Raw genomic sequence first — 11,575 nt, forward strand, 5'->3', positions numbered from 1 at the left:
ATCAGGGCCCGGTCGGCGAGCAGCGCTCCCCGGTCGGGCCAGGCGCGTATCTCAACGGGCGGCGGTGGCGGGGGAAGCGCTGAACGGCGGGACATGGGCGAGACCCTACCGAGTGCGGTACGTCCGGGCCGCCCGCGAACGGCGGCCGTCGCCGGCCGCCGTTCGCGGGGGCGGCGGTTCAGGCGTTGCGCAGGGCCTCGATGTCGAGCCGCTTCATGCCGAGCATCGCCTTCATGGCGCGGGCCGCCTTGTCCGGGTCCGGGTCGGTCAGGGCATCGCCGAGGCCGGGCGGGATGATCTGCCAGGAGACGCCGAACCTGTCCTTGAGCCAGCCGCACTGGCTCTCCTGTCCGCCGTCCGCGGTGAGCCTGTCCCACAGCTCGTCCGCCTCCTCCTGCGACGCGCAGTCGACGGAGAGGGAGACCGCCTCGCTGAAGGGGAACTCGGGGCCACCGTTGAACGCGATGTACTCGGTGCCCGCCAGTTGGAACCGCACGGTCATCACGGCGCCCGCCTCGCCGGGTGACGACGGGGTCCAGCGGGTCACGTCCAGGACGCGGGAGTCGCCGCCGATCACCGAGATGTAGTGGTCCGCGGCCTCCTCGGCCTGGTCGTGGTCGAACCACAGGAACGTGGTGATCTTCTGCATGGTCCTTCTCCTCACGCGGTGGTGCGGATGGTCGTACGGGGTAGACCGGTCGCGGGCCCGGAACTCATCGGCCGGCCCGGTCCAGCAGCATCGCCCGCTCCCGTTCGTTCCGGGTCAGCTCCGCCGCTCGTACGAACTCGGCGCGCGCCTCGTCCGTACGCCCCATCCTCACCAGCAGATCCCCGCGGACGCTCGGCAGCAAGTGGTAGCCCTTGAGCGCGGGGTCCGCGGCCAGGGCGTCGACCAGGACCAGACCGGCCGCCGGGCCCTCGGCCATGGAGACGGCGACGGCACGGTTGAGCTCGACGACCGGCGACGGGGTCAGGGCGGCGAGGCGGTCGTAGAGCGCCGTGATGGCGGCCCAGTCGGTGTCCTCGTACCGCGCCGCCCGTGCGTGGCAGGCGACGATCGCGGCCTGCAGGGCGTACGGGCCCAGCGCCTGCCCCGCCGTCCCGCTCGCCGTTTCACTCGCCCGGAGCAGGGCCGCGAAGCCGCGGCGGATCAGCAGCCGGTCCCAGCGGGCCCGGTTCTGGTCCGCGAGCAGCACCGGCGCGCCGTCCGGTCCGGTCCTGGCGGCGGTGCGCGAGGCCTGGAGCTCCAGCAGCGCGGCCAGTCCGTGCGCCTCGGGCTCCTGCGGCATCAGGCCGGCCAGCACCCGGGCCAGCCGCAGGGCGTCCTCGCAGAGCGCCGGGCGCAGCCAGTCGTCCCCGGCGGTCGCGGCGTAGCCCTCGTTGAAGACGAGGTAGATCACTTCGAGCACGGAGCCGAGCCGGGCGGCGCGCTCGGGTCCGTACGGCACCTCGAAGGGGACGCCGGCCCGGCCGAGCGTCCGTTTGGCCCGGACGATCCGCTGGGCGACGGTCGGCTCGGAGGTGAGGAAGGCGCGGGCGATCTCCTCGGTGGTGAGGCCGCCCAGCAGCCGCAGGGTGAGGGCGATCCGGGCCTCGGTGGAGAGCACCGGATGGCAGGAGGTGAAGATCAGCCGCAGCAGGTCGTCGTCGATGTCGTCCGGATCGGCCGGTCCCGGCTCCGGGGCGTGGCCCGCCCCGTCCAGGTCGCGGCCCATCGCGGACAGCTTGCGGGCGTACGTCTCGCGGCGGCGTACGAGGTCGATGGCGCGGTGCTTGGCGGTGGCCATGAGCCAGGCTCCCGGATTGTCCGGGACACCCGACTCCGGCCACTGCTCCAGCGCGGCGACCAGGGCGTCCTGCGCGAGCTCCTCGGCGATGCCCACGTCCCGCACGATCCGGGCGACACCGGCGATGATCCGCGCGGACTCGATCCTGAACACCGTCTCAACCGCGTTCGCTGCCGTCACGGCCACCCATCAGAGCAGCCGCACCGGACCCCGGCAAGCGCGCCGGGCCGGTGTGCGAGTGCTGCTGCTCAGCCTTCGTCGATGGCGCGGACCTCGGAGGTGACGCTCCAGCTCTCCGGGTGGATCCGCAGGAACCGCCTGGTCCACTCCAGCGCCTCCTCCTTGTCCTTGCACTGGAGGATGGCGTATCCGCCGACGACCTCCTTGGTCTCGGTGAAGGGGCCGTCGGTGCAGCTGAGCCTGCCCCCGGACCAGTGGACGCGGGTGGCCTGGGAGGTCGGGGCGAGACCGGCCGTCTCCAGCATCACCCCGGCGTTGGTGATCTCCTCGAACAGGGCGCCCATCCGCTTCTCCAGGCCCGGGTCGGGCTCGAATCCGGCGGCGGCCTGTTCGTCGATGCGGATGAGTGACATGAAGCGCGGCATGGTGACTCCTCGGTCGGGAGGGCGGGGGCTTTCCCCGGCTCTCACCCCTGCGTCGAACGGGCCACGGCCGGATCGACACCTCCCGCGGAATTCTTCTGAGAATTCTCCGGACCGGCCACCGGAACGGTTCCCGGTCCGGTTCCCCGGTCGCCCGGGAGCAGCACCAGCGCCGCCAGGGCCGCCAGCGCGAGCAGTCCGGCGGCGACCCAGAAGGCCGCCGCATAGCCCCGGACCAGTTCGTCCCGGCCCGCCGCTCCCCCGGTGACCTGCGCGGCGACCGTCACCAGGACCGCGAGTCCGAGCGAGCCGCCCACCTGCCGGGAGCTGTTCAGCAGACCCGAGGCCATGCCGGTCTCCCCGGGCACGACATCGGTGGTGGCCGCGGTGCCGAGCGGTACGAAGCACATGCCGATGCCGACGGCGGCGACCAGGGACGGACCGAGGATCGAGGTGAGGAAGGTGCCGTCCGCCCGCGCGGTGGCCGCGAAGCCCGCGATGCCGAGCGCGGCGAGCACGCCGCCGGTCGCCAGCAGCCGCCGGGTGCCGAGCCTGGCGACCGTACGGGTGGCGATCACCGAACCGGCGACGACGCCCACGCAGAACGGCAGGAAGGCGGCTCCGGCCGCGGTCGGTCCGTAGCCGAACACCTGCTGGAGGCAGAGCGAGACGAAGTAGAACGCGGCGAACTGCCCCGAGCTGAGCAGCAGGCAGAACAGGTTCGCCGTCAGGACCGGCCGCCCCCGCAGCAGGCCGGGCCGCAGCAGCGGCGACGCGGCCCGCAGTTCGACGGCCACGAACTCGACGCGATCATCACCGGCCTGCTGACCCGAGGGACTCGAAGCGCCAGCGGTGCACCGGCCGGGTGACGATCCCCGCGTCCGGTTCGGGCAGCTCCGGCAGCTCGTCGCCGTACGCGCCCTCCCACCAGGTGACGACCAGGACCCGGTCCTGCGGGGCGCGCAGCAGCTCGCTGCGCAGCGGCGGCCGCGCCAGCTCGCCCGCACGGGCGCGCGCCCACTCCAGCAGCTCCGCGCCCCGGCCCTCGGTGGCGCGGGCCTCCCACATCAATGCGATGGTCCCGGCGCTCACGAGTAGAGGTTGTCCTTGCTGATCTCGTGCACGTGATCGTGCGTGTGGGCGTGGGCGCTGCCCGGTACGTGCGTCTCGGTGACCGGCAGCGAGGAGTCGGCCGACAGCTCCAGGTCCGAGGCCGGCCGGTTGCGGGCCACCATCTCCGCGCCCAGCGCCGCGACCATCGCCCCGTTGTCGGTGCACAGCCCCGGCCGCGGCACCCGCAGCCGGATGCCGGCCCGCTCGCAGCGCTCCTGGGCGAGTGCCCGCAGCCGCGAGTTGGCCGCGACTCCGCCGCCGATCATCAGGTGGTCGACGCCCTCGTCCTTGCAGGCGCGGACGGCCTTGCGGGTGAGCACGTCCACCACGGCCTCCTGGAAGGACGCCGCCACGTCCCGTACCGGCACCTCCTCGCCCGCCGCGCGCTTCGCCTCGATCCAGCGGGCGACGGAGGTCTTCAGGCCGGAGAAGGAGAAGTCGTACGCGGGGTCGCGCGAGCCGCTCAGACCGCGCGGGAACGCGATGGCCTTCGGGTCGCCCTCCCTCGCGAGGCGGTCGATGACCGGGCCGCCGGGGAAACCGAGGTGCAGCACCCGGGCGATCTTGTCGAAGGCCTCGCCCGCCGCGTCGTCGATGGTCGCGCCCAGCGGCCGTACGTCGTTGGTGATGTCCGGCGCCAGCAGCAGCGAGGAGTGCCCGCCGCTGACGAGCAGCGCCATGGTCGGCTCGGGCAGCGGACCGTGCTCCAGCTGGTCGACGCAGATGTGCGAGGCCAGGTGGTTCACCCCGTAGAGCGGCTTGTTCAGCGCGTACGCGTACGCCTTCGCCGCCGAGACGCCGACGAGCAGGGCGCCCGCGAGTCCCGGACCGGCGGTGACGGAGATGCCGTCGAGGTCACGGCCGCTGACCCCGGCCTCCTTCAGCGCGCGCTCGATGGTCGGGACCATCGCCTCCAGATGCGCGCGGGAGGCGATCTCCGGGACGACGCCGCCGAAGCGCGCGTGCGTGTCGACACTGGACGCGACGGCGTCGGCGAGCAGCGTCGTCCCGCGGACGATGCCGACGCCGGTCTCGTCGCAGGAGGTCTCGATGCCGAGTACGAGCGGTTCGTCAGCCATCAGTCAGTCTCTGTCTCTTGTACGGGCGCCTGTACGTCTTCTTCGTGTACGTGCAGGCGCATGACGAGCGCGTCGATATTGCCCGGCTGGTAGTAGCCGCGGCGGAAGCCGATCGGTTCGAAGCCGAAGCGCTCGTACAGCTTCTGCGCCCGGGTGTTGTCGACCCGGACCTCCAGGAGCACCTCGGCGCACTCGAAGGCCGTGGCGTGCTTCAGCAGATCGGTCAGCAGCTCGGAGCCGAGGCCGCCGCCCCAGTGGCCGCGGGAGACGGCGATCGTCTGGACGTCGGCGAGGTCACCGGCCGCTGCCAGTCCCGCGTACCCGACGATCCGGCCGGTGACCGGGTCCTCGGCGACCACGTAGCGGCGGGTGGCCTGCGGGCCGCGGGCGTGCGCCAGCTCGGACCAGAACATGCCGGGTGACCAGGCGTCGTCCGGGAACAGCTCGTGTTCGAGGTCGAGCACCGGGTCGATGTCCCACCAGCGCATCTCGCGCAGTACAGCGGTCGCGGTGGTCACTTCGGCGTGACCACCTTGTAGTTCTTCGGGACCTGCGCGTCGGGCCTGCGGAGGTAGAGCGGCTGCGGCGCCAGCATGTCGGCGCCCGCGGCCAGGCGTTCGGCGGCGAGGGCGGCCAGGGCGCCGGCCGCGACGTGCTCGGGGCCGCGCGCGTCCGGGAACGCGTCGGGGTAGAGCACCGCGCCCGCGCCGACCACGGGGACCCCGGCGAGCTGCGCGGCGATGTCGGCGGGCCGGTCGACCGCGGGTTCACCGGTCCGGGTGCGGGGGTCCTCGTACCGCGCCCAGTAGACCTCCTTGCGGCGGGCGTCCGTCGCGACGGCGAAGGGTCCCTCGATGCCGGCCTGTCCGGCGGCGTACGCGAGACCGTCCAGGGTGCACACTCCGTGCACGGGCACGGACAGCACCGACCCGAACGTCGCGGCCGTCACCAGGCCGACCCGCAGTCCGGTGTACGGGCCGGGGCCGACGCCGACGACCACGTCCGTCACGGCGTCGAGTTTCACCCCGGCAGCGGCGAGGACCCGGTCGACGGCGGGCAGCAGCAGCTCCCCGTGCCTCCGGGCGTCGACCTGACCGGACTCGGTGACGACACGGGTCCCGTCGTGCAGGGCGACGGTGACGGCGGGGGTGGCGGTATCCATAGCGAGCAAGAGCACGCAAACAGCCTACGGCTCCGGCGCGGGGCAACCGCGCCCTGTACGGCGTCCCGGCAGCGGAGGTCACGGCTGCTACCGTCACCGGACATACGCGGAGTACGTGTAAACGCCTGTACGACTACCAACGGCGAAAGAGGCGCGCGCGTGGCAAGGGTCAGCTCGGGAATCGTGGCCGCGCTCACCGCGGCGGCTGTCGTCGCGATCGGGTTCCTGGCCTACCAGGCATCGGCGAACGCCCCCGCCACCCTCGCCCCCAAGCCGGAGGCGTCCAGCAGTTCGCCCGCCGCGACGGGCCACCCCGAGCCGAAGGGCAGGAAGGACCCGTTCGCGGTTCCGGCCTCCTCGGGCGCGGGGATGCGGGTGGTGTACGCGCTGGACGACCGGCGGGTGTGGCTGGTCGGCGCGGAGAACAAGCCGACGCGGACCTTCAGGGTCACGCCGAGTGCGGTGAGCGCGCTTCCGGGTACCTACGAGGTCACCTCACGCTCCGGCATCGTCACCGGCTCCGACGGGGTGCCGATCGAGCACGTGGTGCGGTTCGCGACGACCAACGACGTGTCCATCGGCTTCAGCGCCGCGCAGGACGGCTCGATGGAGAGCCCGGACCCGACGCTGAAGGCGGGCGGCGTACGGATGTCCCGTGCGGACGGCAACGCGGTGTGGACGTTCGCCACGGTCGGCACGAAGGTCGTCGTGGTCCGCTAGGTCCGCCTGCTGGACCATCCATGGTCCACGCTCTCCCGGGCGCGTAACGAGGCCGCTCCCGGCGCTTGCGGGCTTCCTCAGGCGTGCTCGGGGTCCGGGACCGCGTCCTCCCGCGGTGCGGGTTCCGCGGGCGTCCGCGGACGCACTCCGCACGGCGGGGTGGACACGGCGTCGGCCGCCGCCCCCGCGGCCAGCAGATCCTGCATCGATACCGCCCGCGGCGGCTGCACTTCACGCTCGGATGTAGGCATGGACGCCTCCTGGGGCTCCGGTGGAAGGCACGGTTAGGCAGACCTAACCTGCTCTCGCCCTCCATGTCACCACGCCCGCCCCGCCCCGCGCAACAATTTGCCGACACCGTGTCGGAAAGTGGGCCGCGGGTCACGGCCTCGGGAGTTCCTCAGGCCTCACCGGGCCCGTCGTCCCCGTCCACCACCCACGGGGTCCACGGCGCGAGCCCCAGTTCCGCCCAGCGTGCGCCCACGCCCACCAGCGTCACCGCGCGCCGTTCGTCGTCCGTGTCGCCGACCGCGCGGTCGATCAACACCTGGAGCCGGTCCTCCGAGAGCTCCTCGACCTTGCCGTCGCCCCACTCGACGACCACCACCGAGTCCGGCAGCGACACATCGAGGTCCAGGTCCTCCATCTCGTCGAGCCCGCCGCCCAGGCGGTAGGCGTCGACATGGACCAGCGCCGGGCCGTCGCCGAGCGCCGGGTGGACGCGGGCGATCACGAACGTGGGGGACGTGACGGCGCCGCGCACCCCCAGGCCCTCGCCGAGGCCGCGGGTCAGGGTCGTCTTGCCGGCGCCGAGCTCGCCGGTGAGCATCACGAGGTCGCCGGGGCGCAGCACACCGGCGATCCGGCGGCCCAGGGCCCGCATCTGTTCAGGGGACTCGACGGCCAGGTTCACGGTGACGGTGCCCGGCGCGGTGCCTTCGGCGACCTCAGCCGCCGGGCTGTTGTGCGGTGCTTCCATGCCCGCCAACGTTAGAGGATTCCGTCACGGCTCCCGCCCTCACCAGCAGGTCGGCCAGCCGGTCCGTCACCGTCTCCGGGTGCTCCAGCATCACCAGGTGCCCGGCGTCCGGCACGATGACCAGCTCCGCGTCGGGCAGCTCGTCCGCGATCGCCTCGCTGTGCGAGCTGGGCGTCACCAGGTCCTTGTCGCCCGCCAGGATCAGCACCGGGACCTCGTGGAACTGGGGCAGCGCGGCGCTCTTGTCGTACTCGGTGAAGGCCGGGTAGAACTCCGCGACCACATCGATCGGTGTGGACTCGATGAGCCGCTCGGCGAACCGCTCGACCGCCGGGTCCACGTCCCGCGAACCGAACGAGTACCGCTTGATCAGCCCCGCGAACAGATCCGCGGTCGCCCGCCTGCCCCGCTCCACCAACTCCGGCTGCGAGCCGAGCGCCTTCAGCACCCCGGGCAGCACCCGCCGTACCGCGTTCACGCCCGCCACCGGCAGCCCGAAGCTGACCTCGCCGAGCTTCCCGCTCGACGTCCCGATGAAGGCGACGGCGGCGACCCGGTCGCGGAACAGGGCCGGGTACTGGTCGGCGAGCGCCATGATCGTCATGCCGCCCATGGAGTGCCCGACCAGCACCAGCGGGCCCTCGGGCGCGGCCGCGTCGATCACGGCCTTCAGGTCGCGGCCGAGCTGGTCGATGCCGACGTGGACGCCCTGCGCCTGCGCCCGGCCGCGCTCCGAGCGGCCGTGGCTGCGATGGTCCCAGTGGACCGTGCGCACGAGGCCGCGCAGGGCGGCGCGCTGGAAGTGCCAGGAGTCCTGGCTGAGGCAGTAGCCGTGGCTGAAGACGACCGTGACGGGGGCGGGGGCCTTGCGCCCGAAGAGCCGCTGCCTGCGCGGACCGGCCGCGGTGCCGGGGGGCGTACCGCCCGTGCCGGTGCCGCCGCCGGGTTCGATCTCGTCGGTCTCGTAGTACAGCTCGGTGCCGTCGTCGGCCGCGGCCCGGCCCGGCAGCCCGCGCAGCGAGCCGTACGGTCCGGTGGCGTCCAGCGCCAGCCGGGCCCGCCTCCGCATCCCGCGGCCGACCGTCAGCCGCTCGACCGCGACACCGGCCGCCGCGCCCGCCGCGATCACACCTATGGCGGCCCCGGCGATCCCCGCCCGGCGCCAGCCGACCGTCGAAGCGGCCGTCGCCGTCGCGTCCCCCGCGCTGATCTCGCTCACCGTGCCGCGCTCCTCGTGGGTCGTGTCCGTCAGGTCAGGGCCGGTCCGGTCGGAGCCGGTACGGTCCGGTCCGGTCTTCCGATCATGCTCAGATCGTGCCCGGTCAGAAAGGCTTCCTCGGTCAGGACCCGGCCGACTTGCCGTCCGCTGTCCCGTCCCGGTAGACGCGTGGCACCCGGCCGCCGATCCTGGTGACGATCTCGTACGCGATCGTGTCCGCCGCCCGCGCCCAGTCCTCGGCGCTCGGCTCGCCCCGGTCCCCCGGGCCGAACAGCACGGCGTCGCTGCCCTCCTCGACCACGTCCCCGGCGAGGTCGACGACGAACTGGTCCATGGCCACCCGGCCCGCGACCGTCCGCCGGACGCCGCCGACCAGCACCGGGCCGCGGCCCGAGGCATGGCGCGGGATGCCGTCCGCGTACCCCACCGGCACCAGGCCGAGCGTGGTCTCCCGGGATGTCGTGTAGTGGTGCCCGTAGCTGATGCCGTGCCCGGCCGGCACCTGCTTGACCAGGGCGACCGACGCGACCAGCGTCATCACCGGACGCAGTCCGAAGTCGGCCGGGGTGCCCAGCTCGGGGCTGGGCGAGATGCCGTACATGGCGATCCCGGTCCGCACCAGGTCGAAGTGCGACTCGGGGACGGTCAGCGTCGCCGGGGAGTTGGCGATGTGCCGCACCTCGGGCTCGGCACCGGCCTTCTCGGCGTACGCCACCATCTCGCGGAACACGTCCAGCTGGGCGGCGATGGAGGGGTGTCCGGGCTCGTCCGCGCAGGCGAAGTGGGACCAGAGGCCGGTGATCCGGACGGTGCCCGCCTCCTCGGCGGCGCGGGCGGCGGCGACCAGTTCGGGCCAGTCGGCGGGCTGGCAGCCGTTGCGGCCGAGGCCGGTGTCGGCCTTGAGCTGGACACGGGCGGGGCGGCCCGCCCCGGTGGCCGCCGCGGTGACCTCGCGCAGCGCCCACATGCCGCTCACCGAGACATCGACATCGGCCTCGATCGCCTCGCGCCAGGGCCCGCCGGGCGTCCACAGCCAGCACATCACCCGGCCGCCGAGCCCTGCCGCGCGCAGGGCGAGCGCCTCCTGCGGGGTGGCGGTGCCCAGCCAGGTGGCGCCGGCTTCGAGCGCGGCACGGGCACAGGGCACCGCGCCGTGTCCGTACGCGTCGGACTTGACCACGGCCATGAGCTGCGCGCCGGACGCCCGGGCACGCAGAACGCGCACGTTGGCGCGGAGTGCGGCGAGGTCGATCTCGGCACGGGCTCTCAAGGACGCTGTCTCGTTCATCGCGCCCAGTGTCTCAGAGCCGTGCGGCACGGCCCCCGGGCACCGGTCGCGGCAGGGCGCGCCGCTCCGTCGCACGGGAGCGGCGGCGGGGGCGGGGGCGGTCCCGTCAGCCGTGGTGCAGCTCGTGTTCCAGATGCTCGACGAGGACCGGTACATGGCTGTGCGGGACGTCCTTGACCGCCGTGACCAGCGTCACCGGGCCGCCGTCGCGGACCAGCGCGACGAGTTCGCCGACGGCCGCGGTGTGCGCGGGGTCGGCCAGTTCCGCGCGGTAGCGGTCGACGAAGTCGTCGTAGCGGGTGCCGGAGCGGTCCTCGTGGTACCAGGAGCGCAGCTCGTTCGACGGGGTGAGGTCCTTGAGCCACTTGTCGATCGCGGCGCGCCCCTTGGCGACCCCGCGCGGCCAGAGCCGGTCGACCAGGACGCGGGTGCCGTCGCCGTCCTCGCGCGGGTCGTACACCCGGCGTACCCGCACGTCACTGCTGCTGCCCACGACCGATCACTCCCTCAGGGCTGTCCCCCTGCCCCAGCATCACTCAGGCCCGTACGTCCCGCCAGGCCGCCCGGATCGCCTCCGCGACGTCCTGTGCGGCGACCGGGGAGCCGTCGGAGGCGTGCCGGGCCGCGAGGCCGTGGAGGTGGGCGCCGACGGACGCGGCGTCGCGGGGGGCGAGGCCGGCGGCGAGCAGGGAGCCGGTCAGCCCGGACAGGACGTCGCCGCTGCCCGCGGTGGCCAGCCAGGAGGTGCCGGTCGGGTTCACCCGCACGGGGGTGTGCGGGTCATCGGTGGCGACGAGCGTCGTCGAGCCCTTGAGCAGGACCGTCGCGCGGAAGCGGGAGGCGAGTTCGCGTACGGCGTCGAGCCGCCCGGCCTCGACCTCCTCGCGGGGGACGCCGAGCAGCGCGGCGGCCTCCCCGGCGTGCGGGGTGAGGACGGTGGGGGCGGTGCGCGCCCGTACGACGGCGGCGTCCAGCAGCCGCAGCCCGTCCGCGTCGACCAGCACCGGGACGTCGGCGGCCAGCACGTCGCAGACCGCCTCGACGGCCTCCGAGCCGTCGCCGAGCCCCGGCCCGACGACCCAGGCCTGCACCCGCCCGGCCTTCGACGGCGGGCCCGCGTGGACCAGGGTCTCCGGATGCCGAGCGATGACCGCGTCCGCCCCCGGGCCGACGTACCGCACCGCACCGGCCCCGCCGCGCAACGCCCCGGAGACGGCCAGTACCGCCGCCCCCGGATAGCGCGCCGACCCGGCGACGATGCCGAGGACACCGCGCCGGTACTTGTCGCTCCCGGCGCCCGGTACGGGCAGCAGCGCGGCCACGTCCGCGTACTGGAGCGCCTCCAGATCGGGCACGTCCGGCAGTTCGGCGCCGAGCCCGATGTCCACGAGGTGCAGCGCCCCCGCCCGTTCGGCGGCCGGGTCGATGAGGAGCCCCGGCTTGTACGCCCCGAACGTGACGGTCGCGTCCGCGCGGACCGCGTCCCCCCGCACCTCGCCGGTGTCGGCCTCGACGCCGCTGGGCAGATCGACGGCGACGACGGGCGCCCCGTGTGCCGCGTACCGCTCCACCAGCGCGGCCGCCGCCGGACGCAGCCCGCCGCGCCCGCCGATGCCGGTGATGCCG

The 11,575-nt window shown here is 73.9% G+C and carries 14 protein-coding genes and 1 pseudogene; 1 reads left to right on the forward strand and 14 read right to left on the reverse strand.

Annotated elements, in window-relative coordinates; genetic code table 11:
• Positions 1–178: 178 nt before the first annotated feature.
• The 8 genes and pseudogenes from J1C73_RS12990 to tsaB form a co-directional block, all read right to left on the reverse strand.
• Complete coding sequence (locus J1C73_RS12990) at positions 179–649, reverse strand: VOC family protein (RefSeq protein ID WP_123461105.1); 471 nt, start codon at positions 647–649, stop codon at positions 179–181.
• Positions 650–713: 64 nt separating this feature from the next.
• A complete protein-coding gene (locus J1C73_RS12995; RefSeq protein ID WP_207316510.1) occupies positions 714–1,967 on the reverse strand; it encodes an RNA polymerase sigma factor in 1,254 nt (417 codons plus the stop codon).
• A 68-nt stretch (positions 1,968–2,035) separates the two neighbouring features.
• A complete protein-coding gene (locus tag J1C73_RS13000; protein ID WP_207316511.1) occupies positions 2,036–2,392 on the reverse strand; it encodes a YciI family protein in 357 nt (118 codons plus the stop codon).
• 41 nt (positions 2,393–2,433) lie between these two features.
• Positions 2,434–3,189, reverse strand: a pseudogene (locus J1C73_RS13005) (MFS transporter); the annotation flags it as partial.
• A 13-nt stretch (positions 3,190–3,202) separates the two neighbouring features.
• Positions 3,203–3,481, reverse strand: a complete 279-nt coding sequence (locus J1C73_RS13010; protein ID WP_123461102.1) for a hypothetical protein — start codon at positions 3,479–3,481, stop codon at positions 3,203–3,205.
• Positions 3,478–4,581 carry a tRNA (adenosine(37)-N6)-threonylcarbamoyltransferase complex transferase subunit TsaD gene (tsaD, locus tag J1C73_RS13015; RefSeq protein WP_207316512.1) on the reverse strand — a complete coding sequence of 368 codons (1,104 nt, stop codon included), beginning with the start codon at positions 4,579–4,581 and terminating at the stop codon, positions 3,478–3,480. Before tsaD ends, J1C73_RS13010 begins: the two co-directional genes overlap by 4 nt.
• Positions 4,581–5,099 carry a ribosomal protein S18-alanine N-acetyltransferase gene (gene rimI, locus J1C73_RS13020; protein WP_123461100.1) on the reverse strand — a complete coding sequence of 173 codons (519 nt, stop codon included), beginning with the start codon at positions 5,097–5,099 and terminating at the stop codon, positions 4,581–4,583. Before rimI ends, tsaD begins: the two co-directional genes overlap by 1 nt.
• Positions 5,096–5,743: a tRNA (adenosine(37)-N6)-threonylcarbamoyltransferase complex dimerization subunit type 1 TsaB gene (gene tsaB, locus J1C73_RS13025; protein ID WP_207316517.1), complete on the reverse strand. Its 648-nt coding sequence runs from the start codon at positions 5,741–5,743 to the stop codon at positions 5,096–5,098. The genes rimI and tsaB overlap by 4 nt, the downstream gene beginning before the upstream one ends.
• A gap of 183 nt (positions 5,744–5,926) precedes the next feature.
• On the opposite strand from tsaB, the gene J1C73_RS13030 reads away from it, so the two are divergent.
• On the forward strand, positions 5,927–6,463 hold the full coding sequence (locus J1C73_RS13030) for a L,D-transpeptidase (RefSeq protein ID WP_207316518.1): 537 nt from the start codon (positions 5,927–5,929) through the stop codon (positions 6,461–6,463).
• Between the two features lie 77 nt (positions 6,464–6,540).
• Here J1C73_RS13030 and J1C73_RS13035 read toward each other — a convergent pair whose 3' ends face one another.
• The 6 genes from J1C73_RS13035 to J1C73_RS13060 form a co-directional block, all read right to left on the reverse strand.
• Entirely contained in the window at positions 6,541–6,714 is a 174-nt protein-coding gene (locus J1C73_RS13035) for a hypothetical protein (protein ID WP_207316519.1), read from the reverse strand.
• A 149-nt stretch (positions 6,715–6,863) separates the two neighbouring features.
• Positions 6,864–7,442 carry a tRNA (adenosine(37)-N6)-threonylcarbamoyltransferase complex ATPase subunit type 1 TsaE gene (gene tsaE / locus J1C73_RS13040; protein ID WP_123461097.1) on the reverse strand — a complete coding sequence of 193 codons (579 nt, stop codon included), beginning with the start codon at positions 7,440–7,442 and terminating at the stop codon, positions 6,864–6,866.
• Positions 7,411–8,661, reverse strand: coding sequence for an alpha/beta fold hydrolase (locus J1C73_RS13045; RefSeq protein ID WP_207316513.1), 1,251 nt, complete (start codon positions 8,659–8,661; stop codon positions 7,411–7,413). Before J1C73_RS13045 ends, tsaE begins: the two co-directional genes overlap by 32 nt.
• A gap of 121 nt (positions 8,662–8,782) precedes the next feature.
• Positions 8,783–9,949 (reverse strand): alanine racemase, encoded by a 1,167-nt coding sequence (gene alr / locus J1C73_RS13050; RefSeq protein ID WP_207316514.1) that lies wholly within the window; start codon positions 9,947–9,949, stop codon positions 8,783–8,785.
• A 106-nt stretch (positions 9,950–10,055) separates the two neighbouring features.
• Positions 10,056–10,442 carry a DUF488 domain-containing protein gene (locus J1C73_RS13055; protein ID WP_207316515.1) on the reverse strand — a complete coding sequence of 129 codons (387 nt, stop codon included), beginning with the start codon at positions 10,440–10,442 and terminating at the stop codon, positions 10,056–10,058.
• Positions 10,443–10,485: 43 nt separating this feature from the next.
• Positions 10,486–11,575 (reverse strand): NAD(P)H-hydrate dehydratase (locus tag J1C73_RS13060; RefSeq protein ID WP_207316516.1); only part of this gene is annotated, 1,090 nt, incomplete at its 5' end.

Origin of the sequence: Streptomyces laculatispora (assembly GCF_017353455.1) — a bacterium.
Classification (GTDB): domain Bacteria; phylum Actinomycetota; class Actinomycetes; order Streptomycetales; family Streptomycetaceae; genus Streptomyces; species Streptomyces laculatispora.

What these genes read in the sequence shown, in the direction of transcription:
- J1C73_RS13000 (WP_207316511.1), bottom strand. Translation starts at nt 2,392, where the DNA reads ATGCCGCGCTTCATGTCACTCATCCGCATCGACGAACAGGCCGCCGCC.
- tsaB (WP_207316517.1), bottom strand. Translation starts at nt 5,743, where the DNA reads ATGGATACCGCCACCCCCGCCGTCACCGTCGCCCTGCACGACGGGACC.
- J1C73_RS13035 (WP_207316519.1), bottom strand. Translation starts at nt 6,714, where the DNA reads ATGCCTACATCCGAGCGTGAAGTGCAGCCGCCGCGGGCGGTATCGATG.
- J1C73_RS12990 (WP_123461105.1), bottom strand. Translation starts at nt 649, where the DNA reads ATGCAGAAGATCACCACGTTCCTGTGGTTCGACCACGACCAGGCCGAG.
- alr (WP_207316514.1), bottom strand. Translation starts at nt 9,949, where the DNA reads ATGAACGAGACAGCGTCCTTGAGAGCCCGTGCCGAGATCGACCTCGCC.
- tsaE (WP_123461097.1), bottom strand. Translation starts at nt 7,442, where the DNA reads ATGGAAGCACCGCACAACAGCCCGGCGGCTGAGGTCGCCGAAGGCACC.
- tsaD (WP_207316512.1), bottom strand. Translation starts at nt 4,581, where the DNA reads ATGGCTGACGAACCGCTCGTACTCGGCATCGAGACCTCCTGCGACGAG.